This is a genomic window from Marinobacter sp. EhC06 (assembly GCF_001650915.1).
In the GTDB taxonomy this organism is placed as follows: Bacteria; Pseudomonadota; Gammaproteobacteria; order Pseudomonadales; family Oleiphilaceae; genus Marinobacter.
In genome coordinates this window covers 137,035-160,373 of the sequence record NZ_LXYO01000003.1, presented here as the reverse complement: position 1 = coordinate 160,373, position 23,339 = coordinate 137,035, and the positions used below count along the sequence as shown (strand labels likewise).

General features: G+C 59.7%; 22 protein-coding genes and 3 pseudogenes. 18 read left to right on the top strand and 7 right to left on the bottom strand.

What is annotated here, in order from left to right; all coding sequences use genetic code 11:
- Nucleotides 1-21 precede the first annotated feature (21 nt).
- The 4 genes from A8B84_RS03810 to A8B84_RS21180 all read left to right on the top strand — a co-directional run bounded on the left by A8B84_RS03810 (nt 22) and on the right by A8B84_RS21180 (nt 1,803).
- Nucleotides 22-459, top strand: coding sequence for a MarR family transcriptional regulator (locus A8B84_RS03810; protein WP_064228036.1), 438 nt, complete (start codon nt 22-24; stop codon nt 457-459).
- A 3-nt stretch (nt 460-462) separates the two neighbouring features.
- Nucleotides 463-1,302 carry a universal stress protein gene (locus A8B84_RS03805; RefSeq protein ID WP_064228035.1) on the top strand — a complete coding sequence of 280 codons (840 nt, stop codon included), beginning with the start codon at nt 463-465 and terminating at the stop codon, nt 1,300-1,302.
- Between the two features lie 80 nt (nt 1,303-1,382).
- Entirely contained in the window at nt 1,383-1,505 is a 123-nt protein-coding gene (locus A8B84_RS21185; RefSeq protein ID WP_082905064.1) for a type II toxin-antitoxin system RelE/ParE family toxin, read from the top strand.
- A gap of 10 nt (nt 1,506-1,515) precedes the next feature.
- A complete protein-coding gene (locus A8B84_RS21180; protein ID WP_075195112.1) occupies nt 1,516-1,803 on the top strand; it encodes a HigA family addiction module antitoxin in 288 nt (95 codons plus the stop codon).
- Between the two features lie 98 nt (nt 1,804-1,901).
- Here the strand turns inward: A8B84_RS21180 and A8B84_RS21570 are convergent, their stop codons facing one another.
- The gene (locus A8B84_RS21570) at nt 1,902-2,042 is read right to left on the bottom strand and encodes a hypothetical protein (RefSeq protein WP_161487082.1); all 141 of its coding nucleotides are present in this window, start codon (nt 2,040-2,042) and stop codon (nt 1,902-1,904) included.
- 214 nt (nt 2,043-2,256) lie between these two features.
- Between A8B84_RS21570 and A8B84_RS03795 the strand changes: the two genes are divergently transcribed.
- Genes A8B84_RS03795 through A8B84_RS03785 form a run of 3 tightly spaced genes read left to right on the top strand, consistent with a single transcriptional unit; the run spans nt 2,257 to nt 7,232 of the window.
- Entirely contained in the window at nt 2,257-3,327 is a 1,071-nt protein-coding gene (locus tag A8B84_RS03795; protein ID WP_064228033.1) for an HlyD family secretion protein, read from the top strand.
- The gene (rbbA, locus tag A8B84_RS03790) at nt 3,324-6,107 is read left to right on the top strand and encodes a ribosome-associated ATPase/putative transporter RbbA (RefSeq protein WP_064228032.1); all 2,784 of its coding nucleotides are present in this window, start codon (nt 3,324-3,326) and stop codon (nt 6,105-6,107) included. Before A8B84_RS03795 ends, rbbA begins: the two co-directional genes overlap by 4 nt.
- 3 nt (nt 6,108-6,110) lie before the next feature.
- On the top strand, nt 6,111-7,232 hold the full coding sequence (locus A8B84_RS03785) for an ABC transporter permease (RefSeq protein WP_064228031.1): 1,122 nt from the start codon (nt 6,111-6,113) through the stop codon (nt 7,230-7,232).
- Between the two features lie 46 nt (nt 7,233-7,278).
- On the opposite strand, the gene A8B84_RS03780 is transcribed toward A8B84_RS03785, so the two are convergent.
- The 3 genes and pseudogenes from A8B84_RS03780 to A8B84_RS22090 form a co-directional block, all read right to left on the bottom strand.
- Entirely contained in the window at nt 7,279-8,352 is a 1,074-nt protein-coding gene (locus tag A8B84_RS03780) for a phospholipase A (protein WP_064228058.1), read from the bottom strand.
- Nucleotides 8,353-8,582: 230 nt separating this feature from the next.
- Nucleotides 8,583-8,995, bottom strand: a pseudogene (locus A8B84_RS03775) (transposase); the annotation flags it as partial.
- Nucleotides 8,996-9,012: 17 nt separating this feature from the next.
- Nucleotides 9,013-9,084: pseudogene (locus A8B84_RS22090) on the bottom strand (hypothetical protein); the annotation flags it as partial.
- A gap of 8 nt (nt 9,085-9,092) precedes the next feature.
- Between A8B84_RS22090 and A8B84_RS21175 the strand changes: the two are divergent.
- From A8B84_RS21175 to A8B84_RS03765, 3 genes and pseudogenes are all read left to right on the top strand, one after another.
- Nucleotides 9,093-9,377 (top strand): annotated as a pseudogene (locus A8B84_RS21175) (recombinase family protein); the annotation flags it as partial.
- A complete protein-coding gene (locus tag A8B84_RS03770; RefSeq protein WP_413772185.1) occupies nt 9,357-9,782 on the top strand; it encodes a type II toxin-antitoxin system RelB/DinJ family antitoxin in 426 nt (141 codons plus the stop codon). The pseudogene A8B84_RS21175 and the gene A8B84_RS03770, both read left to right, overlap by 21 nt.
- Complete coding sequence (locus A8B84_RS03765) at nt 9,775-10,059, top strand: type II toxin-antitoxin system RelE/ParE family toxin (protein ID WP_064228030.1); 285 nt, start codon at nt 9,775-9,777, stop codon at nt 10,057-10,059. The genes A8B84_RS03770 and A8B84_RS03765 overlap by 8 nt, the downstream gene beginning before the upstream one ends.
- A 77-nt stretch (nt 10,060-10,136) precedes the next feature.
- On the opposite strand, the gene A8B84_RS03760 is transcribed toward A8B84_RS03765, so the two are convergent.
- Nucleotides 10,137-10,571: a universal stress protein gene (locus tag A8B84_RS03760; RefSeq protein ID WP_064228029.1), complete on the bottom strand. Its 435-nt coding sequence runs from the start codon at nt 10,569-10,571 to the stop codon at nt 10,137-10,139.
- Nucleotides 10,572-10,719: 148 nt separating this feature from the next.
- On the opposite strand from A8B84_RS03760, the gene slyA reads away from it, so the two are divergent.
- The 5 genes from slyA (at nt 10,720) to A8B84_RS03735 (ending at nt 16,350) form a co-directional block, all read left to right on the top strand.
- Nucleotides 10,720-11,193, top strand: coding sequence for a transcriptional regulator SlyA (gene slyA / locus A8B84_RS03755; RefSeq protein WP_064228028.1), 474 nt, complete (start codon nt 10,720-10,722; stop codon nt 11,191-11,193).
- Between the two features lie 10 nt (nt 11,194-11,203).
- Nucleotides 11,204-12,394 carry an HlyD family secretion protein gene (locus tag A8B84_RS03750; protein WP_064228027.1) on the top strand — a complete coding sequence of 397 codons (1,191 nt, stop codon included), beginning with the start codon at nt 11,204-11,206 and terminating at the stop codon, nt 12,392-12,394.
- Nucleotides 12,387-14,018, top strand: a complete 1,632-nt coding sequence (locus tag A8B84_RS03745) for a DHA2 family efflux MFS transporter permease subunit (protein ID WP_064228026.1) — start codon at nt 12,387-12,389, stop codon at nt 14,016-14,018. The genes A8B84_RS03750 and A8B84_RS03745 overlap by 8 nt, the downstream gene beginning before the upstream one ends.
- Nucleotides 14,019-14,237: 219 nt before the next feature.
- Nucleotides 14,238-14,633: an ectoine synthase gene (locus tag A8B84_RS03740; protein ID WP_011784156.1), complete on the top strand. Its 396-nt coding sequence runs from the start codon at nt 14,238-14,240 to the stop codon at nt 14,631-14,633.
- Between the two features lie 322 nt (nt 14,634-14,955).
- Nucleotides 14,956-16,350: a diguanylate cyclase domain-containing protein gene (locus tag A8B84_RS03735; RefSeq protein ID WP_138103083.1), complete on the top strand. Its 1,395-nt coding sequence runs from the start codon at nt 14,956-14,958 to the stop codon at nt 16,348-16,350.
- Nucleotides 16,351-16,491: 141 nt separating this feature from the next.
- Here A8B84_RS03735 and A8B84_RS03730 read toward each other — a convergent pair whose 3' ends face one another.
- Entirely contained in the window at nt 16,492-17,478 is a 987-nt protein-coding gene (locus tag A8B84_RS03730) for a DNA-binding protein (RefSeq protein ID WP_064228024.1), read from the bottom strand.
- Nucleotides 17,479-17,682: 204 nt separating this feature from the next.
- On the opposite strand from A8B84_RS03730, the gene A8B84_RS03725 reads away from it, so the two are divergent.
- From A8B84_RS03725 to A8B84_RS03715, 3 genes are read left to right on the top strand one after another with little or no spacing between them, the layout of a single operon-like run.
- Nucleotides 17,683-18,177, top strand: coding sequence for a hypothetical protein (locus tag A8B84_RS03725; protein WP_064228023.1), 495 nt, complete (start codon nt 17,683-17,685; stop codon nt 18,175-18,177).
- On the top strand, nt 18,167-19,426 hold the full coding sequence (locus A8B84_RS03720; protein ID WP_064228022.1) for a site-specific integrase: 1,260 nt from the start codon (nt 18,167-18,169) through the stop codon (nt 19,424-19,426). Before A8B84_RS03725 ends, A8B84_RS03720 begins: the two co-directional genes overlap by 11 nt.
- A gap of 7 nt (nt 19,427-19,433) precedes the next feature.
- Nucleotides 19,434-22,463, top strand: coding sequence for a Tn3 family transposase (locus A8B84_RS03715; RefSeq protein ID WP_064228021.1), 3,030 nt, complete (start codon nt 19,434-19,436; stop codon nt 22,461-22,463).
- A 436-nt stretch (nt 22,464-22,899) separates the two neighbouring features.
- On the opposite strand, the gene A8B84_RS03710 is transcribed toward A8B84_RS03715, so the two are convergent.
- Nucleotides 22,900-23,247, bottom strand: coding sequence for a helix-turn-helix domain-containing protein (locus tag A8B84_RS03710; RefSeq protein WP_064228020.1), 348 nt, complete (start codon nt 23,245-23,247; stop codon nt 22,900-22,902).
- Between the last annotated feature and the right edge of the window lie 92 nt (nt 23,248-23,339).

Here is a 23,339-nt window from a genome sequence, read left to right as displayed (position 1 = left end):
TGTCAATAGCAGGACAGTGATATGGACCCACAAACCTCTCGAGATCAGTTTCCTTTCGCCAATGCCCGGGTAGCAAGGCGCTGGCGCAAGTTGCTGGATGAGCGCCTGAAAGACCTGGGGGTTACCCAGGCTCGCTGGTTCACCATGATCTGCCTGCAGCGTGGTGGTGGAGGATTGACCCAGCGGGAGTTAGCCCACTTGATGACTATCGAGAATCCGACATTGGTCCGCCTGCTTGACAGCCTTGAGGAGCAGGGCCTGATTGAACGCCGGCATAGTGAGCGTGATCGGCGCGCCAGGCTGCTTTATCTTACCAATGCCGGTGAGCGCTTTATGAGCGATCTGAATGAGCGGGCGAATGTGTTGCGGGACGAGATGCTGATAGGCCTCGAAGACGAGGACCCGGAAGTCGTCCTGCGTGTTTTTGAGCAGGTTATGGAAAACGCGACCAGGAGGTGAAGCATGCTACCTAAGGATATCGTTGTCTTTCTTGAAGAGGCTCGACCCTATGACCGACGACTGGCGATCGCCGCTGACATCGCCGCGTGCTGGAATGCCTGTCTGATAGCGGTGTTTGTGGCAACGCCACTGAGAGCGATGCCTCATGCGTACGCTGTGGCCGGCCCTGCCATGCGCACCTTGCTCGATCAGCATCGCGTGCGTGTTCGGGACGCAGAGACTCAGGTCAGGGATCGCTTTGAGGCAATGGTTCGCGCAAGGGGCATTAGCGCAGAGTGGCGCTTGTCCGAGAGCGAGTTAGCGGAGGAATTAATGCTACACGCGCGCTATGCAGGGCTGGCGTTGGTCCCTCCCTTCGAAAGCTCCCCCGAACCTTCCATGACGGTCAGGATGGCCGAGCATGTTATCTTCGGCTCGGGACGCCCGACTATACTCATTCCGGACGAATGGGCGGCCGGACGGATTGGACGACGTGTCGTTGTCGGCTGGAACGCTAGCCGGGAGGCAACACGAGCGGTCGGCGATGCGTTACCCTTTCTGGCCCAGGCCGAAGCAGTGAAGGTGGTTTGTGTCTGCGATGAACCGGATGGCGAGCTGGAGTGTAGAGAGGATTTCGGCGCGGACCTGTGTCGCCACCTCGCGCGTTATGGCGTACAGGTAACACTGGAACAAGTCGACGGTGGTAAGGTCGGCCCAGTGTTACTCGAACAGGCGCGGGCGTTCAATGCCGACATGCTAGTGATAGGCGCCTATGGCCATACGCGGCTCACCCGACTGGTGCTGGGTAGCGCTACTCGAACTGTACTCTGTCAAGCGTCAATCCCTGTGCTGGTGTCGCGTTGACCATAAACGAGCGCGCTGGCGGGCTATTGACGGAGCCCTTCGGACGCTCTCTGCCGCCGAGACGTTGAACTGGTCTTCGTTTGCACGAACTCTCTGGCAATCGAACCGGAATCTGGTCAGTGACAGTCAGTGGTCACTGGCGAGTAACCTTCCGGTTCGAAGACGGAGATGCCGAGATTGTGAACTACGAGGATTATCACTGAGGTACCGCCAATGTTAATGCACAACCCTCCGCACCCGGGTGAAGTATTGCGAGAGCTTTGTCTTGAGCCTCTTGGCCTCTCTGTCACCGCAGCATCAGAGGCATTGGGCGTTAGCCGCAAAACACTGAGTGCCGTGTTGAATGGCAAAGCCGGTATAAGTCCCGAAATGGCAATCCGTCTCTCTATTGCTTTCGATACTTCGGCAGAAAGCTGGCTGAATCAGCAGTCTCAATATGAACTCTGGCACGCCGAACAACATCGCAAAGAACTTAACGTGAAGAGGCTTGTTGCGGCCTGAAGCAGCACTGCCATCCCAGTCAGCGCCGGTCATGGCGCTTTGCCAACTCACGTCGGCCAGAGACGTAGTATAGAGCAAACCCAGCAGCCTGTCGGACTTCACACCCCTACAAGCAGGGTTTCCGAGGGTCGGTTTACTTTCACCAAGTGGTCCAGCTCGGTGATATTCGCTTCCACCTGCGACCGGTCGGGCACATTCTCGGGGCGGCCTGCGTCATCATTGAGGCGGAAGGTAAGCATATCGGCTTTCCGGCGACCACGGTATATCCCACAGGGGATCATCCTGGAGATTTCACCCGGAGATTTGTTTGTCGACAAAAATGATGTGGGTCAGCCTAATTGCTGTGGTTCGTGCGTAAGGTACAGCTTCAGATGTGGGTCTACAAAGATCTCGCTCAGTCTCAATTCAATGATCAAGAATGAGTGAGCCAACTGGCGTGGAGCAATCCAAGACGTGAAAAAGTTCATTAAAGCAAGTATTCGAGGCATCGCCGCTGCGATTGTCATTGGGCTGGGCGTTTGGGCTTGGTGGCATTTTCAACCGCAGGACTTGCCAGACGGGTTCGCCGCCGGAAACGGCCGGATCGAGGCGGTCGAGATCGATATCGCGGCCAGGACCGCAGGCCGGATCCGGGAGATCCTGGTCAACGAGGGTGACTTCGTCCGCGCCGGCCAGGTCTTGGCGAAAATGGACACGGCCGTCCTGGAGGCGCAGCTCCGGGAGGCCGAGGCGCAGTTGCAACGGGCGCTCATCGGCATCGAGACCGCGCAAAGCCTGGTGACCCAGCGTGAGGCCGAGAGGCAGGCCGCCGAGGCGTTTATAGCCCAGAGGAAGGCCGAGCTCGACGCCGCGCAAAAACGGCTTGTCCGCACCCGGGAGCTCGCCTCAAAAAATGCCGCCTCCGAGGCGCAGCTCGATGACGACCGTGCCGCGGCCGCGGCGGCGAAGGCAGCGGTCGGTGCCGCGGAGGCGCAGGCGGCGGCCGCGCAAGCCGCCATAGGGCGGGCCAAGTCGGATGTCATTGCCGCGGAGGCCTCGGTGGAAGCGGCGCGGGCCACCCTCCAGCGCATTCAGGCGGATATCGACGACAGCGTGCTGAAATCGCCGCGTGACGGGCGCGTCCAGTACCGCGTCGCTCAGCCCGGCGAGGTTCTCTCCCCGGGCGGCGTGGTGCTGAACATGGTCGATCTCACCGATGTGTACATGACCTTCTTCCTGCCGACGGAACAGGCCGGGCGGGTCGCGCTCGGGTCCGAGGCGCGGCTCGTGCTCGACGCCGCTCCACAATACGTGGTCCCGGTCGAAATCTCCTTCGTCGCGGACGTCGCACAGTTCACGCCCAAGACGGTGGAGACGCAAGAAGAGCGCCAGAAGCTGATGTTCCGCATCAAGGCGCGGATTGCCCCGGACCTGCTCAGAGAGCACCTCCTCCAGGTCAAGACCGGCCTGCCGGGCATGGCCTATGTGCGGCTCGACCCGCGGGTGGATTGGCCGCCTGAACTGCAGACGAGACTGCCGCAATGAGCCGGGAGGAGCATGCACAGATCGAGGATGGCGGGGGGGCTGCCGCGCCGGTTGCCCGCCTGCGGGATGTGTCCCTGCGCTACGGCAAGGCGCGTGCCCTCGACGAGGTCACTATCGACATCCCGGCGAACTGCATGGCCGGGTTGATCGGCCCGGACGGGGTCGGCAAGTCAAGTCTGCTGGCGCTGATCGCAGGCGCCCGCGCGGTCCAGACGGGACAGGTCGCAGTGCTCGGCGGCGATATGGCCGATGCGCGCCATCGCCGCCGAGTCGGCCCGCGTATCGCCTACATGCCGCAGGGCCTGGGACGGAACCTCTATCCGACACTCACGGTATTCGAGAACCTCGACTTCTTCGGGCGCCTGTTCGGGCATGACGGCGGCGAACGGGAGCGCCGCATCGAGGCGCTGACCGGGGCCACCGGGCTTAAACCGTTTCTCGATCGGGCGGCGGGCAAGCTATCCGGGGGGATGAAGCAGAAGCTCGGCCTCTGCTGCGCGCTGATCCACGATCCGGACCTGCTCATCCTCGACGAGCCGACCACCGGTGTCGACCCCCTCTCACGCCGCCAGTTCTGGGGGTTGATCGCCGGCATCCGTCGTTCCCGGCCCGGCATGAGTGTGCTGGTGGCCACGGCCTATATGGAGGAGGCGGCACGTTTCGACTGGCTGGCGGCGATGTACGGGGGGCGGGTGCTGGCCAGCGACACGCCCGAAGGCCTGCTGCACAGCACGGGGGCGGAGTCGCTGGAGGCAGCCTTCATCCGGCTGCTACCGGAAGACAAGCGCCGGGATTATCGGGCGGTCGAGATTCCGCCGCGGCCGGAAGACGATGGCGATACCGCCATCGAGGCCCGGGATCTGACCATGCGCTTCGGCGAGTTCACCGCGGTCGATCATGTGAACCTGCGTGTCCCACGGGGTGAGATCTTCGGTTTTCTCGGCTCCAACGGCTGCGGCAAGACCACGACCATGAAGATGCTGACCGGCCTCCTGCCGCCGAGCGAAGGCCGGGCCTGGCTGTTCGGACAGGAGGTGGACCCGCACGACCTCGCGACCCGGCGCCGCGTCGGCTACATGTCGCAGTTCTTCTCGCTCTACACCGAGCTGACGGTGCGGCAGAACCTGGAGCTGCATGCCCGGCTGTTCCACGTGCCCGCTGCCGAGGTTTTAGGGCGCGTGCACGAAATGGTTGAACGCTTCGATCTGGCGGCTGTGATCGACAGCCTGCCGGGCCGGCTGCCCCTCGGCCACCGGCAGCGCCTGTCGCTGGCGGTCGCCATGATCCACAAACCCGAGATGCTGATCCTCGACGAGCCCACCTCGGGGGTCGACCCGGTGGCGCGCGACGCCTTCTGGCGCAGGCTGGTCGAGCTGTCGCGCCGTGACGGGGTGACCATCTTCATCTCCACCCACTTCATGAACGAGGCCGAGCGCTGCGACCGCATCTCGCTGATGCATGCGGGCCGGGTGCTGGTCACCGACACGCCGGCGAATATCGTGCAGCAGCGGGGCGCGGAGACCCTGGAAGAGGCATTCGTGGCGCATCTGGAGGAGGCGTCGGGGGAAAACGAAGCTAACGCGGGGCAAACAGCGTCCCTCGATACGGTTAACGCGTCGGCAGGCCATGGCGAATCCCAAGGCTGGCGGCGCATGTTCGATCCCCGGCGAATGATCAGCCACGCCCGGCGCGAAGGGTTAGAGCTGCGCCGCGATCCCATCCGGCTGACGCTGGCGCTGCTCGGCAGCGTCATCCTGATGTTCGTGATGGGCTATGGGATCAGCCTCGATGTTGAGGATCTCTCCTTTGCGGTGCTGGATCGCGACCAGACCACCGTCAGCCGCGACTATACGCTCAACCTCAGCGGCTCCCGGTACTTCGTCGAGCGGCCGCCGATCACCGGTTATGCCGATCTTGACCGGCGAATGCGCGAAGGCGACATCAGTCTGGCGATCGAGATCCCGCCGGGCTTCGCGCGCGACATCGCCCGGGGCCGGCGGGTCGAGATCGGCGCCTGGATAGACGGCGCCATGCCGACACGGGGCGAGACCGTCCGCGGCTATGTGCAGGGAATTCACGCCCACTGGCTGGCGACCAAGGCGCGCGAGGCCGGCTACGGCGAGGCTTTGGCGGGGCTCGTCAATATCGAGACCCGGTTCCGCTATAACCCGGACGTCAAGAGCCTGGTGGCGATGGTACCGGCGGTGATCCCGCTGCTGCTCATGCTGATCCCGGCCATGCTCGCGGCGCTCAGCGTGGTGCGCGAGAAGGAGCTCGGCTCGATCACCAACTTCTACGTCACGCCGACCACGCGGCTCGAGTTCCTACTCGGCAAGCAGTTCCCTTACGTGGTCCTGTCCTTCCTGAGCTTCCTGCTGCTCACGCTGCTCGCGGTGACCGTCTTCGGCGTGCCGCTGAAGGGCAGCTTCCTGACGTTGGCGGTGGGTGCGCTGCTCTATGTTGGTGCCGCCACAGCCGTGGGGCTGCTGATCTCCACCTTCATGCGCAGCCAGATCGCCGCGATCTTCGGCACGGCGGTGCTCACCATCCTGCCGGCGGCGAACTTCTCCGGCATGATCGACCCGGTCTCGTCCCTGGAAGGGATGGGCCGGCTGATCGGCGAGGTCTATCCGACCACGCATTTCCTGACGATCGCGCGCGGCACCTTCTCGAAGGCCCTCAACTTCTCCGACCTGCATGGCGCCTTTCTCCCGCTGGCGCTGGCCGTGCCGGTCCTGATCGGGCTGTCCGCCGCGCTGCTCAAGAAGCAGGAGCGATAGTCCATGCGCCTTGCCAATATTTGCCATCTCGGTGTCAAGGAGTTGCGCAGCCTTGTCCGCGACCCGATCATGCTGGTGTTGATTGTCTACGCCTTCACCCTGTCGGTCTACACGGCGGCCACGGCCATGCCGGAGACCCTCAACAAGGCGCCGATCGCGGTGGTGAACGAGGATCGCTCGCCGCTGTCATGGCGCATCGTCAGCGCCTTTTACCCGCCGTACTTTGTTCTCCCCGAGGTGATCGACCAGGCCGAGATGGACGCCCGCATGGATGCCGGCCTCGATACCTTCGCCCTTGACATCCCGCCGAACTTCCAGCGTGACCTGCTGGCAGGGCGGCGGCCCACGGTCCAGCTCAACGTCGATGCCACGCGCATGAGCCAGGCATTTACCGGCAGCGGCTATATCCAGACCATCGTCACCGACGAGGTGCGCGCCTTCGCGCAGCGTTATCGCGAGGTTCCGGAGTTGCCGGTCGATCTGGCGCTGCGGATGCGCTTCAATCCCCAGCTCAACAAGTCGTGGTTCGGCGCCATCATGCAGGTCATCAATAACGTGACCATGCTCTCCATCGTCCTCACCGGCGCGGCGCTGATCCGCGAGCGCGAGCACGGCACCGTCGAGCATCTACTGGTCATGCCGGTCACGCCTTTCGAGATCATGAGCAGCAAGGTATGGGCGATGGCGCTGGTCGTCCTTGCCGCCACCGCCTTCGCGCTCACCGCCGTCGTGCAGGGTTGGCTGTCCGTGCCGATCGGAGGCTCGCTCGCGTTGTTCCTGGTCGGGACCGCGCTGCATCTGTTCGCGACCACCTCGATGGGCATCTTCCTGGGCACCGTCGCCCGGTCCATGCCGCAGTTCGCCCTGCTGCTCATGCTGGTGCTGCTGCCGCTGCAAATGCTCTCCGGGGGCTCGACGCCGCGCGAGAGCATGCCGGAGGCTGTCCAGTACATCATGCTCGCCGCGCCCAACACCCACTTTGTAATGCTGGCCCAGGCCATTCTCTATCGTGGCGCGGGCCTCGCCACCGTGTGGCCGCAATTCCTGGCCATCACCGTTATCGGGAGTACCCTTTTTGGCTTGGCTCTGACCCGCTTCCGGCGAACACTCAGCACCATGGCCTGACGGACCTGATGCATGGCAGCGTGGAGTTGCGCCGGGCACACTCCGACTAGAGCCAGTTATTCAGCATAATCCCCACGCCAAACCGCTCGATACGCTCGTTATAATCAATCAGACTCTCCCCATACCCGTTGTAGTACTGGAAAAAGCCCTTCAGCGTATCCCCCATCGGGAAACTGTACCCGAACTCCACCGACGTCCGATTGGTAGAACGCATATTGTTCAAAAGCTTCAGCGAGAACGTGCGGTCCTCTGTCAGCTTGTAAACCGCGTGGTAACTACCATGTCCGAGATACTTCTCGATATCCGAGTTGTCGTCATCGCTGCCACTCTCCGGCAGCCGGAACCAGGGGTTAACCATAAACAGCCAGCGGTCATAGCTGTAAGCCGCGGTGCCCATGATCCGGTTCCAGCTGCGCGACCGGGGCTCTGATTGACCGTTAGACTGGTGATTGAAGCCCAGAGACACCGCACTCAGAGTGCCAGGCCCAATATCCCAATCGAGCCGGTGGCGGAAGAAAATCTCGGGCTCGTAGTTGGTTTCACGGAAGGGAGCGGAGTCTTTGGTGTTGTACACCTGCCAGTAGGACTGCTGGGTATAGCCAAACCAGAAGGTGGTTCGATCATCAAAAATGCCAGTCAGCAGTGGAATCTTGAAACTGATCTGATATTTCGCCTCTTCCTCTTCCAGAGCGAAGTCATAGCCGGCGGGGCCCAGTCTCGGGCTGGTGGGCCTTGGGTTAGGGTCGTCCACATAGGTGAATGGCAGGATGTAGTTGGGGCGGTGGGTCACAAAACTGCCGGTGAATGAAAAAATTGCCTTCTCCGCGGTCAGGTAATTATCCACCAGGGCTGCCATCAGACCGGTCTCTGAGTCGTCCTCAAGAGCATCGCTGACGATCTGCTCCCGCCGGGCATCATCAGCCACCGGAATAGCGGCTTCCTCATCAGCCTGCTGTAACGTGTCTTCGTCCGCCGCTTTTCTGGCGGCAATGGGGTCATTCTGGGCGTCATAGCAGGCAAGTCGCTGGATGCCGTCCCGGATCAACGCACAGTTAACGGTTTCTTTCTGTTCATCCGGTGCAGCCTGAGCTGCCACCGTGGGGCTGGCCGTCGCGAACATCAGCGTAAGCGCCCAGGCTGCTGAAAAACCGTAAGGATATCTTTTCATCGCGTCTTCTCAATTGGCAGCGGTCAGGCTGATCCAGGTGTTGGCAATGCTGCAAATCCGGACCCCAGCAGGCTCAATGCCAGCAGAAGAAAAATCAGCTTGTGCCGGATGTTAGCTTAACCGCTGGCTGACACAACCCAGCACAGGTACATAACGTCTGTTTCTTCGCCGTGAAGCAGGCTGCGAGCCTGGTGCATTTCCGGATCGCGTTTTCTGGCCCGGTTTTTCGTGGACGGCGATGCGGCAAGCAGCGCCGCGTCCACCACGGTGCCTTCGCGTAGCATCAGCCCCTGCCCAGCCAGATGAGCGTTGATCGCCTCAAACAGCTTGCCGGTGAGCCCTTCGCGCTCCAGCAGTCGGCGACACTTGAGCAAGGTGGCCGCATCCGGTGCTGACTCCCGGCCAAGGTCAATGCCAACGAAGCGCCGGATCGCCTGATTGTCGTAAATCGCATCCTCGATGCCTTGATCCGAGAAGCCAAAGCACTGTTGGGGCCACTAACATACAGCCGCAACATCCGTCCCAGGCCCATGGGTGGGCGCCCCCGGCCCACCGCCTTTGGGGTAAAACGCTTCCAGTTACGCTTCCAGCGCATCCCACGGAGGCCTGCACGGTCCCCAGTTTGAGCGAACCGGCAATGTGCATCATGTCATCCCAGTGCTGTTCGATCTTGTATTGACGCAACTGCGGGCCAGCTCATCAAAGAGTTCGACAACATGGGTGTGGCTATCCGGTTCCTCGACGATGGGATCAGCACCGAGGGGATCATGGGCAAGATGGTAGTCACCATCCTGTCGGCCGTGGCCCAGGCCGAGCGTCAGCGCATACTGGAACGCACCAACGAGGGCCGCCTGGAGGCCAAGGCCAAGGCCAAGGGGGTCAAATTTGGCCGTAAACCCACGGTGGACAAGGATAAAGTCCGTGCCCTGCACAGCCAGGGAGTGGGGGCTACGGAGATGGCCGGTCAACAGTCTATAAAATACTGGCATCTGACCAAACGCAGTGATTTTGCTAATGTCCACAGCAGCTTGACTGTATCGCATTTGAGATACACAATAGAGTTACGTATGACAATCGGAGAATTCATCATGGCTCACACTTCAATGCTGCACGTTCGTGTGGACGACGAGCTGAAGGCTGATGCAGCGGAAAAGCTTGCCAGCTTCGGCTTGACGGTATCAGATGCCGTCCGCATCCTTCTAACCCGCGTAACCAAAGAGGGCGGATTGCCCGTTGGGTTAACGGCTGATCCGGAAGCCCATGACGCCTGGTTCCGCGATAAAGTGAAAGAGGCCCTGGCTGATGCCCGACCTACCGTTCCTCATCAACAGGTAATGGATGAGGCACAAGCGTTGATCGACAGAAAGCGTCGCCGTGCCTGAACTGGAATGGCTGGAACTGGCTCGTACCGATCTGCTAGGGATTGTCGATTACATCTCTGATGACAATCCCGATGCAGCACAGCGCGTAAAAGATGATATCGAGATGAAAGCTGAAAAGCTGCCGGAGTTCCCCAAAATAGGCCGCCCTGGTCGGGTTGAAGGGACCCGGGAACTCGTCGCCTGGTCGAACTATATCCTCGTGTACCAGGAGGATGCCTTGACGGTACGAATACTGCGCGTGTTACATGCTGCGCAGCAGTGGCCGCCAACCGATTAACACCTGAATCAAGGGCTTTCTCCTCGGCCTAGCCGGCGAAGACCTTGATGAAGACCCTGCGACATATTCCTTGACAACTACCGGTCCGCAACGGCCACCAGCAGGCTGCATGGCGCGTGGGCGAGCAGCGAAGCGCCGACGGAGCCGTGCCACCACCGGGCCAGCGCGCTCTGTTTGCGGTGACCGACCACGACCAGATCCGCGCCGACCTCGTGCGCCATTCGGCCGATCTCCTCGGCGGGGTTGCCCGCGGCGAGGCGCGTGTCGACGGAAAGCCCCGCCCGCCGCAGCGATTCCGCGCCCTCCGTCAGCACGTGGCGCACTTCCTGATATTCTCGCTCCGGCAGGTCTGAGGGGGCCGCCGCTTCAGCGAGCGCGACACCCAGTTCATGGGCGACGACGGCGAGGAGATAGACACGAGCCTGGCAAAGCGAAGCCAGCTCGGCCCCCTGATCCAGCGCCTCACGGCCTTGCCGGCTGCCGTCATAGGCCAGGAGGATCGTCCGGTACATCGTGGTGCTCCTTTCTGTGATCGGGATGGAACGCCTTTCCCGGTCCTCTGCTCTAGACAGTGCAGCCTTCGGGGCCTACATCCCTCGCTATTTGATACATAGCTATCTATTGATTATAGTACAGCTACATAATGATGCAGGCAATGAGATGACGAAGCCCCTCGACGATCAGGAACAATTCGGCCTTCGCCTCGGGCTGGTCGCCCGGCTGTGGCGCGCCGAAATCGACCGGCGGCTGGCCACCTTTGGCCTCACCGAGTCCCGCTGGTTGACCCTGTTACATCTCTCTCGCCTGCCCCAGGCGGCAACCCAGCGTGAATTGGCCGAGGCGGTCGGGGTGCGGGGGCCGACCCTGGTACGCACGCTGGACCGGCTGGAAACCGAGGGGCTGATCGAACGCCGGACAGAAGCTAGCGACCGCCGCACCAAATCGGTTCACCTGCGCGCGGAGGCCGCCCCTGTTCTGGAACGCATCGAAGCAACCGCAGCGGCGGTGCGCGCGCAAATTTTCTCCGACCTCTCCCAAGCCGAGGTAACGACTTGCCTGAAGGTCTTGGAGCAGATCGCCGGCAAGCTGGGCGGCACGCCAAGGGCGATGCGGCTTGCGGACGAAGACCGATGAGGGGTAGGCCGTGGACCAGTATGTGACCCGTCTCGAACGCCAGGGCGACGATCCGGAAACCGATCTGCGTACAGTCCCCGACAAGGAGACGGAGGCTGGGTCAGAGGCGGTTTCACCTCCTGCCCGCACCCGGCCATGGCGACGGTATGGCGCGATTCTGGCGACGCTGATCGTTCTCGGAGGAGGCGGCTGGTGGTTGTATCAGCAGTTCACCCATGTCTTTGTGACGGACGCCCGTGTCGCCGCCGACATTGTTGCCGTGAGCAGCCGGGTTCCCGGTTGGGTGACGGCGCTCGAAGTGACCGAGGGGGATGCCGCGCAGAGAGGCAGGGTTTTGATCCGGATCGACGACCGGGAAAGCCGCCTCCGCGTCGAGGAGCTTGCCGCGCAACTCGCCGGGATTGCCCGCCGCCGCGAGGAAATCGAAGCGCGCATCGCTCTCACCGACCGTCAGACGCAAAGTCGTATTACCGCCAAACAGGCAGCGGTGAGGGCGGCGGAGGCCGCGTTGGCAGGAGCGACGGCGCAACGCGATCTTGCCAGACAGGACAATGACCGGGCGGAGAAGCTGGCGCCGAGCGGCGCCATCAACCGTGCGCGCCTGGACCAGACGCGGGCGGCGCTGGAGACGGCAAAACAACAGGCGTTGAGCGTCCAGGCGGACTTGGAAAATGCCCGCGCCGCCCTTGCCGAGGCTGAAGCCGCGCGCGGGGAACTCACGGTGCTCCGCACCCAGCTCGCCGAACTCGGCCCGGAGGAACAGCGGCTGCGTGCACAAAAGGCCCGGGCGGCGCTCGACCTCGAAGACCGCACCCTCGTCATGCCATTCGACGGCGTTGTGGACCGGGTCTTCGTGGACAAGGGCGAATACGTCACCCCCGGCCAGCGCTTGCTGATGGTGCATGACCCGCAGTGGGTGCGCGTCGAGGCGAACGTCAAAGAGACCGACATCCGCTTCTTCCGGCCGGGAAAGACCGTGGCGATCACTGTCGATGCCCTGCCGGGGCGGCTCTTTGAGGGCAGGGTCACGCGCGTCGGGCAGTCCGCCACCAGCGAGTTCGCCCTGCTGCCCAACCCCAACCCGAGCGGCAATTTCACCAAGATCACCCAGCGCCTGCCAGTGCGCATCGCGGTGCAGCAGGACGGCGGCGAACTCAAGCCGGGTATGATGGTGGAGCTGGAGGCGAGAGCCGATGACTAGCGCGCCCCGGCCGGACAGTATCGAGGGGCTATTCGCCCGCTTCGGCCCGTCCTATCGCTGGCTGGTCACAGCGACGGTCATGATGGGCACGATCGCCACTATCCTGACCGCCACCATCGTCAATGTAGCCCTGCCGGATATCATGGGCGCTTTCGGCATGGGCCAGGACAAGGCGCAACTTCTCTCCACCGGCTTCCTCGCCGCGATGACCGGGACCATGCTGCTGAATGCCTGGATGGTCGAGACCCTCGGCCAGCGCGCGACCTTTGTGCTGGCGCTAACAGTCTTTATCGCCGCCTCTGCCATGGGCGGGCTCGCCCCCGCCGAGGGCGTGCTGATCCTGGCCCGCGTCCTGCAAGGCGGCGCGGCCGGCATCCTCCAGCCGCTCGCCATGCAGACGATCTTCCTGGTCTTCCCGCCGGAGAAACGCGGGTCGGCGATGGGAATTTACGGCATTGGTGTGGTGCTGGCCCCGGCGCTCGGGCCGACGTTAGGCGGTATCATGGTCGACAGCTTCAGTTGGCGGTATGTGTTCTTCATGGCCGTACCGTTCTGCCTCATCGGCCTGTTCCTGGCCACGATCTTCATGCCGGGGCGCGCAGCCTCCGGTCCGCCGCGCCGGTTTGACTGGATCGGCTTCGGACTGATGACCGTGTTCCTGGTCACCTTGCTGAACGGATTGTCGAACGGGCAACGCTACGGGTGGATGTCCGATCCCATCCTGCGCGATCTCGTGATCGCCTCTGTCGCGGGCGTCGGATTCATTGTCTGGGAACTTCGTACCCCCGCGCCCATGCTCAATCTCGAGCTCTTCACGAACCGGGTCTATGCCGGCGCGTCCGTGGTGGCCTTCATTTTCGGGGCGGGAATCTACGGTTCGACCTTCTTGATTCCGCTGTTCGTGCAGACGATCCAGGGCTACACGCCGACGCGCTCGGGCCTGCTGCTGATGCCGGCGGGTCTGATTCTGGCCCTGGTCTTCCCCATTGCGGGGCGGCTGACCGACAAGACGCCCGCCTATGCCACGATCATGTTCGGGCTCGCGGTTTTCGCGTTGTCATCGTTTCTGATGACCGGCGTGGATACCAATACCTCGTTCTGGCTGTTCGCCTGGTGGATCATGCTGGGGCGTATCGGCCTTGGTTTCATTATGCCGAGCCTGAACGCCGGCGCCCTCAAGGCGCTACCCATGACGCTACTCGGTCAGGGCTCCGGCGCAATCAACTTCGTGCGCCAACTCGGCGGGGCGTTTGGCGTCAACCTTCTTTCCATCGCTCTGGAACGGCGGTCTCAGCTCTACGTTGACAGCTTCACGGCGGCGCAGCATGCAGGCAACAGCGCGGCGGCCGATATGCTGCGCGAAGTAACCGGCTTGCTTGCACAGGCTGGCGTGCCGGAGGCGATACGCCAGGCCGGGGCGATGAACTATCTTGGCCGCGTGATCTACAGCCAGGGCAACATGCTGGGGTACCGGGACAGCTTCTTTATCGTCGGCGCGATCTTCCTGGCCGCCCTTGTTCCGGCGCTGATGATGCGCCGGAGGTCCACGCCTCCGGTGCTGCAGGCAAGTGAGGCCATGCGTCACCCGCCATCGTCGCAGAACGCGATCCAGCAGAGTCGGTGACGCACGTGTCAAGGGGCCACCTCACGAAACGGAAAATAGCGTACGCTAAGCCTCTCGCGGCGTTCGGAGCGGGCCACACCGGGCAATGACAGCCGGGAAGCGCTAGAGGGGTATGACCAGTGGCAGGAGGAAAGGGCCACTTGAAATATATAGATGCCTAATGTTTATACTATAAAGTTGTTTCACCCGATTCTGACCAACCAACCATGAGATACGCCCATGAAAATCGTTAAAGTTCAGGACATCATTGGTACCGAGCGTGAAGTCAGCGACAAGCAGTGGACCAGCCGCCGCCTGCTGCTCAAGAAGGACGGAATGGGATTTTCCTTCCACGAAACCATCATCAAGGCAGGCTCCGAGCACACTTTCTGGTACAAGCACCACCTGGAAGCCGTTTACTGCGTTGCCGGTAACGGGCGCATCAAGGACCTCGCCACGGGTGAAGTTCACGAGATTACCGACGGTACCCTCTACGCCCTGGACAACCACGACAAGCACACCCTGTACGGTGGCACCGAGGACATGCGCCTGATCTGCGCCTTCAACCCGCCGGTGACCGGCCAGGAAGTCCATGACGAGGACGGCGCCTACCTGTCGGACAGCAGCGATAACTGATCCGTCCTGATAGGGCGGCTGATCCGACCGCTGGCACACCCATGCCGGCGAGTCCCGATCTTGGTGGCGCCACCACTGACACGTTTGTCCGGCCTGCGCCTGGGCACCTGTACATAATGAGACGGGCTATGACCACCGCATGGCTGCGGCTAGCATGTGAAGGCGCTATCGGAAGCAACCAAGTAAGTTAAACAGAGTTTCCACAGAGGAGGTAGCCCACCGCAATAGAGGAGGGGACCATACAGAGGTCCAAATGTACACTTTATTAATATCGGGTTGATCAACGGAGCAAATCCCTTGCTCTGATGTACTGGTGTCCATCTTGCAAAACTACAACGAAAACGCCGTCAGTGATGGCGTTGATATAACGCCCCACCACGTCACCGGCGAAACTTCAGAATGTTTGGGACGGCTGCTCATTGGTGATGATGAGCCGCGGTTGCTTAACAGTTTATGCTCGATATTGCGTGACAAGGGGTTCGAGGCTGACGGTGCCGAGGATGGCGACGCCGTCTGCCAGCGATTACGAGAGAATGCCTACGATCTGGTTTTGTTGGATATCCGCATGCCTGGAAAGAGCGGTTTAGAGATCATGGCCTGGTTGAAAGAAACCGGCGTTGACGCTCCGGTCATCATTATCAGCGCGCATTCCGACTATCGCATCGTCAGGCAAGCATTCAAGCTGGGTGCCTGTGATTATCTAAGAAAACCCTACGATGTAGATGAATTAATTCGGGCTGTCGGCGGCACGGTTTTAGAACGACGGCAGGCCCGTTCTCAGGCGGCTACGGGTTGGTCTAAGCCCCTAACGGACGAGTTTTTTAAACACACACTTGATCATCTTCCGGATCTGGTTTTTTCACTGGATGAGCGCAAGTGCATCAACTATCTGAATCATCACTCCGAGAGTCTCTTGGGATTACCGACAGAGGAGCTGATTGGCCAACCGTTTTCTCAGCTCGTTCATGAGGGTGACATCGCTAAGCTTCCACTGCTATTTGGTAAGAACGAGGTGGGAGAGCGAGTAACCCAAGAGATCAAGCTTAAAACCTACCATGGAGGGATCGGTTACCTGGATTGTGACATTAAAGTTGTCTCTCCGCGTGAGGCGAACACCACGCTAACTTATGCAAAGCCCCCTCCAGCGAGACCTCCTTTTTTGGGCATTGTGCGGGACATCACGGAGCACAAACGGACACTGGCATTGATGGAGTTTCATGCTTCTCACGATACACTGACCGGACTGCCGAATAGGAGCCTGTTTATGGACCGACTTACCTTGGCTGTCAGTCAGGCGAGCCGTAATGGGCAGAAGCTTGCCGTGCTGTTTATCGACCTGAACGATTTCAAAGCAGTAAACGATACCTACGGGCATGGGGTTGGCGATGAGCTGTTGCAAAGAGTCGCCGCCGGTCTGACACAGTGTCTGCGAGAGGGGGATACCCTTGCCCGCTATGGTGGTGATGAATTTACGGTCTTGTTGCCCTCGCTTGACGAAAAAAAGGACGCCGCAACAGTCGCACGCAAACTTCTGAGCTCGCTCGAAACCCCTTTTCCGTTTGAGGGCACCGACCTTCGTGTCTCTATCGGAACCAGCATCGGGATTGCAATCTACCCTGAAGACGGGGCGGGGGCGGAAACGCTGGTAGAGCGGGCGGACATGGCCATGTATGCCGTGAAACAGAGGAAAAAGAACGACTTTTATTTTTACAGCTAAGCATGATGGACAACAAAAGACCGGACAACACCTCGCCCTAAACCCGTCATCCAAACCACTCGGGCTCCCCCAATGAAAAACACCTGAGACTTGAGCGACAATAGCCTTGCAGTAGGCTTTAAAACATAGTCTGGAGGAATTTCAAGAAACTCTGTTCACCTCGTCGGAATTGTTGCCAGCGCTCAAGCGATCCAACAGCTCATTCTTCACGCTCAGCTCGGTTTCAAGCTGCTGCACCTTCGCTTTCAACTGGTCGTTCACGCGCTGCTGCTTTTCAAAGGCAGCCTTTCGTTGGCGTAACGCCACGACTTGCTGCTCTAGCCGCACTGTTTTGTCGGCCAGACGACGATTTTCGCGCTCCCGCTCGCCCAATTGCTGGGTCAACCGATCCGACTGCTTTCGAACTTCAGTCACCTCCGTGAACAGTCGGCTGATCTCCCGAGTGGCCTGGGTCTGCTCGTCGCGTTTCACGGCCAGGGCTTGTTGCAGGTGGCGTTGCTCTTCCTGGACTTGCTGGACCTGCTGCTCATGCCGCCGCTGATCCTGCTCGCGCTGCTCTTTCACGGAACCGCGATAATGCTCCAGCGCCTGCCGGGCATGGTTGTGTTTTTCTTCGAGTGAATTCACCTGGCGTTGCTTGTCCTGAACCTGCTCAGTCACACTTTCAATGCGCTGGGCCTGCGCGCGGTTATCGCCTTCGAGTTTCGAGAGCGCCTCACGCAGCCCAAGGACCTCCGCCTGTAAATCATCCCGCGCCTGAGCCAACACGGTATTTTGCGCCTGGTGTTGCCTGGTCTCAGCGGTCTGTGCCGTCAAGGCTTCCTGCAGGCCGGCCACCTCGGCCTGTTGGCGCTGTTCGGCCTGCTCAATGGTTTCCTGCGCGTCCTGACGTAATTGCCGAGCCAGTTGGCCTACCAAGTCGGTAACGTGGCTGCTCAGAAGCGCTTCGTCGTCCAGACGGGTGCTTTCACGCGCCTCGATCGCTTTCAGGTGGTTGCTGATGGTGGTCTTTGAGCCGGTGTTGCCCAGCTCGGCTCGTATGGCGTCGATGGAGGGGTGAACATTGCGAGCCAGAAGACGTTTACGGGCGTCCTCAACCAGGGGTTGGGTGATGCCGCCTCGGGCCATGATGGTGTCCTCATGTTTATTTTGTACTGTGTCACGTATTATGTAATTACGTACTATATACACCAGAACGGTCGTTGGAAAGCACAGCTTTACAGACATGTGATAATCCAGCGTTATCCATTGTGATGCCCGTTTCAGCGGCTATACTGACTCACGACCGGTACGATATGGCCCCAGAGAAGGCCGCACGGCAGGAGACCGCACATGCACACTCAAGCCAATCCTCTGGATCAGGTGTTTGCCTTCCGGGCGTTTGATTTTCGCAACCGGTTTCCCGACCCATTACCGAGCTTTCGTGCGGCCCTTGGATGCCTGCAAAGTGAAGACGCCTATTTGCCGGACGTTGACGCAGAGATCAGGGCCTACCTCAAAGACGGGCGCTCGATCGCGATTCCAAACAGTTTCTTCTGGGTGGAGCACAAGCAGTTCGGATCATTGGCTGAAGCACAGAGCTGGGTTCAGGCTCGTCAGGAGAAAGCAGCCACAGGGTCTGCGCTGGACAGGCTGTCTGGCTCACTAATCGCCAACCCCGACGATCCACTCGAACAACAGGTGCGTGATGCCATGGCCAAGACGTTCACAACGATGGTTTCAAAGGCGGACAACGATGCCGTGTGCGAGTCAGTCGAGCGTTGGTTAACAGAAGCGATAGCCGCATTACCGACATCGAACGAGGCGGGTGGGCCCAGTGACGATTGACCGGTACGTCCGGGCGGCGACCCGCGACAACACCCGCCGCAGCTACCGATCCGCCGTCGAGCATTTTGAGGTGACCTGGGGCGGTTTTCTACCGGCAACCGCCGATAGTGTCGCTCGCTATCTGGCCGATCATGCCGAACGGCTGTCGGCCGCTACCCTGAAGCAGCGCCTGGCGGCGCTAGCTCGCTGGCATCGGGATCAGGGGTTCCCAGACCCGACCAAAGCCCCGTTGGTACGCGCGGTATTGAAGGGCATTCGCGAAGAGCATCCGTACCGGCAAAAACAGGCCAAGCCCCTGGCCATCACCCAGCTCCAGCAACTGGATCAGTGGCTGTCCCGACAGATCGCGCAGGCCCGTCAGCACGACGCACGGCGTCTCGGAGTCTGGTTGCGTAACCGGGCCATGGTCCTGCTCGGGTTCTGGCGCGCCTTTCGCAGTGACGAACTCTGCCGATTGACCATTGAAGACATCACCTTGGCCCCCGGTGCCGGTATGTCCCTGTACCTTCGGAGAAGCAAGGGGGACCGTCAGGCCGAAGGGCGTCTGTACAAGGTGCCCGCTCTAAGGCAGTGCTGTCCGGTCGAGGCCTGTCAGGATTGGCTGGATTTTCTGAGCCAACCCAGCGGTGCCCTGTTCAGGGCGATTGATCGCTGGGGGAACCTGTCGGACGTATCATTGCACCCGAACAGCGTCGTGCCGCTGCTGCGCCAGCTCTTGTCTGACGCGGGCATTGACGCGGTGGAAGCATTCAGCAGCCATTCACTACGACGCGGGTTTGCCACCTGGGCCAGCGCGTCGGGCTGGGAAATCAAAGCGCTGATGGAATACGTCGGTTGGCGGGATACCCAAACGGCCTTGCGATACATTGAGGCCAAGTCACCGTTCGAGCAGGCCCTGATGCAGATTCCAACTGAAATGGCGTCACCGGTTGGCCAGCCGCGCCTGCCTAACGCATCCCAACCGCGCTTACGAACCTTGACCGTCCAGCTTACTCTGGAGCCACAGCGCCCGCGCAGCCGCAAACACCACCAGGCCCGCACGGTGATCGAAGCCCATTGCCTGAAACCGTTCGAGGTGGAACACCAGACCGATGGACACTACCGCATCGAGGTTCCTGCAACGTCGGATGAGCATCTGGACGAAACGATGGACGACCTGATCGATGAGATACACCGTATAGCGTCCGACAAAGCCTGCTGGGTGGAGACACTGATTACCGACCCGGCCACCGGGCAGACATGGGATTGAGTCGATCATGAGTGCGATCCAGGATACGGCTTATCCACGATTTCGGTCGGATATCCCACAACACGAACTTGATACCGTTTACACGCCCGCGCCTAACGAGCAACGCTGGGCTCGTCGACGTGCTAAGCAACTTCAACAACGCTTCTTTTTGCTGTTGCACCTGAAGGCTTATCAGAAACAGGGCTTTTTCTGCGCGACGGTTGATTTGCCTTCCGACTTGAGTGGCTACATCGCTAAACGCCTCGGCCTTCAAAAACGACCGACCAAGATCCAGCAGAGGCAGTATGATCAATCCAGTGCCCGTGATCGCCACATCAATTGGATTCGGGCCTATGTCGGCAGCCGAGTCTTGAACGATGAAGACCGCCTCTGGCTCGCAAATCAAGCCATATATGCCGCCGAGTCCCGCGAGGTGCTGGCTGATGTTATCAACATCCTCCTCGAAGAGCTGGTGCGTCACCGTTTTGAGATTCCCGGCTTCACAGTGCTTTTGCGGCTTGCCAAGGATGCCCGGGCCACCGTGAACGACCGCTGTTACCGATCCATCGTCAGCGAACTGACCGACGACACAAAGGCACTGGTCAATGACTTGCTGGTCTCACCACCGGGGATCGAGATCAGCGGTTGGCAGCGTCTGAAGCGAGAAATTCGCAAGCCGACCAACAAAGAGATCCGGTCCTACCTGCAACACCTCAAGTGGCTCAGGGATATCGTCGAGCGATTACCGAGTGTCCAACACATTCCCGTGACCAAACGGCGGCAGTTCGCCAATGAAGCAAGAGCGCTGGACGTGGCGAGAATGGCCCGCATCCCCGCACGCAAACGCTATGCCCTGGCGGTCGTCCTGATCCGGCAACAGTATGCCCAGGCACTGGACGATACCGCCGAGCTTCTGATCAAGCTGATGAGGCAACTGGAAACCACTGCCCAGCAAAACCTGCTGACCTATCAAATGGAGCAGACCCAGCGCACGGATCGACTGGTGTCCTGCTTTAAAGACGTGCTAACCGCCATGGAAGCCGAGCCCAACCCGTGGCAGTCACTTCAGGCCGTGGTCGGCGACAAGCGCCAGGAGTGGCTGGACGAATGCGAGGAACATCTGGCCTACGCGGGCAATAACTACCTCCCTTTCATGTTGCGACCGTTTCGCGCCAAACGCAGCCTGCTGTACAACTGTCTGGACATTCTGACGTTTCAAAGCACCTCCAGCGACACCTTGTCGATTCAACTGATTGATCTGCTCAGAAAAACCCGTTCGCTGAAAGCCGAGACGCTGGATTTGCGCGTCCATGCGCCGGATCTTATCGAAAACATTCAGCAGACCAAGTGGACGCTCGATAAGTGGCGACGTCTGATTTTCATCCGTCCGGACAGCCTGACGGTTCACCGTAAGTATTTTGAATTGGCCGTTTTGAATCTGGTGAAACAGGAACTGAAGTCAGCGGACCTGGCGGTTGTTCACGGAGATCGGTTCGACGACCATCGGGATCAACTGGTGAGCTGGTCGGGTTACGAACAGGAACTTGACCAGTACGGGTTGGAAGTAGAGCTTCCCATGGAACCGAAGGCGCTGATTAGCCACCTCAAGGATCAGCTGACTCAGGTGAGCCGCTCGGTGGACGCCGCCTTCCCGGACAACACACACGCCACCATTGAAGACGGCCGCATTGTCATCAAGCGGAATCAGAAGCAGGGGCTGCCGACGAATTGGCAGGCCCTTGATGACGACATCACACGTCGGCTTGGCACCCGCAGCATCGTCGACGTTCTGGTGGATGCGGAGCGTTGGCTTGGGCTACACCGGGAATTCGGGCCACTGTCAGGCTATGAGGGGCGCGTTGAAGACCCCCGGTTACGCTTCATCGCGACGCTTTTCTGCTACGGCTGCAATCTGGGGCCCTCCCAAACCGCCGACTCCATCAAGCAACTGAACCGTCGCCAGATAGCCTGGCTCAACCTTAACCACGTGACCGAAGACAGGCTGGACCGTGCTATCGTCAAGGTCATCAACGCGTACAAGAAATACGAACTGCCTGGATACTGGGGGACAGGGCGGCGAGCCGCCGCCGATGGAACCAAATGGAATCTTTACGAGCAAAACCTGCTTAGCGAGTACCACATCCGCTATGGCGGCTACGGCGGTATCGGTTACTACCACGTCTCGGACACCTACATCGCGCTGTTCAGTCATTTCATCCCCTGTGGCGTTCACGAGGCGGTGTACATCCTCGACGGACTGCTGGAAAACCAGAGCGATATTCAGCCGGATACCTTGCACGGTGATACCCAAGCCCAGAGCTATCCCGTGTTCGGACTGGCGTACCTACTAGGTATCAAGCTGATGCCGCGTATCCGGAACCTCAAGGATCTGAACTTTTACCGGCCTGACCGGCGATTCCGCTACGCCCATATCGAAGAACTGTTCAACGGCCATATCGACTGGGCGCGAATTGAACGGCATCTGCCGGATATGTTGCGTGTGGCCGTGTCCATCAAACTGGGCAAAATCACGGCATCAACCATTCTGAGGCGGTTGGGAACCTACAGTCGCAAGAACAAGCTGTATTTTGCCTTCCGGGAGCTGGGAAAGGTCGTGCGCACCGGCTTCCTGCTCAATTACATCGACGACGTGGAGCTGCGCCAGACCATTCACGCCGCAACCAACAAGAACGAGCAGTTTAACGGGTTTGCAAAATGGAGCTTCTTTGGTGGCTCGGGCGTTATTGCCGCCAACCTCCGGCATGAACAGCAAAAAGTGGTGAAGTACAACCACTTGGTGGCGAATATGCTCATCCTGCATAACGTCGAAGCCCTCAGCCGGGTACTGCGCGACATGGCCGCAGAAGGGATTGCCATCACAGAGGATATTCTGAAAGCGTTATCACCGTACCGAACTCGCCATATCAATCGTTTCGGGGATTACACGCTGGATCTGAAGCGACCGGTGGGGCAGCAGCTATTTGATTTGAAACTGGCTGAACTTGCCTCTCAGGGAGCGTCCAAAGCTCGGCCGAGCGTTGAGGATGGAACTGAATAAATAATCTGACCTAAAGATTTCTTATTTCAATGGCTTGGGCGTGTTTCTGGGGAATTTTTCACGTTTGTCTGCCAACCCTCTTACTCGCCAACCGCAATTGATTCTTTAAGTGCCCCAAAATTAGGCCGGATGCATCAAGTTTGTGCGAAGTCGTTACCCTGGCCCGGTTTCAGTACCGCTCATCGTCAGAAAAGTCCGGGGGTTGCGGAGGGTCTGCGTAGATGGACGTAGAAGCTTCTAATCAACGGGGCCGGTTCTCCTTTGGTTCTCCAAACCGGCCCGTTACATAAGCTTTATTGCCAACCTGAATGTTCGCTTTGCGACCTTTCCGTACACCCCTTTTTCTTCCATTTGTAGCGGGCGCTGGCCAAAGGTACCGAGCGCCGTTTAAATTACCAACAGGCGAATGACATCCAAGGCTTTCTGTTACCAGTCCTTACTTGCTATTCCAGGCTCGTCCATCTTCGTCCGTCAGTGGTTTTTGAGAGGTTTGAAAAATTGTAATCCGGTAGGTCCAGCGACCGTCTTTAGTCCGAGCCTTGTCTTTATCCTTCTCTTTTACCAGATATCCGGCCCGCTCCAACTCCCGAAAAATTCTATGTTGAACGAATTTCCCGATATCAAATTTCCGCCTAATTTGGGCGGCTCTGATAATCCAGTCTTCGGGCAAGGATAACAGAAACACGAGGACTCCCAGTGCTTCTGGCGTTAGTCGAGGATCCTGCAATGTCGCGTTGGGAATGCATGCGTAGTGTGAGGTCAGTTTGTCTTTTTTAATAGCCATCAGTGGTGTAACTCCAAAAGTTTCAGGTAATAGTCCAACTGCTTCGAAAGCAATTGAGCCGTTTTCGCTAGGAAGGTGGAATAAACATCCCA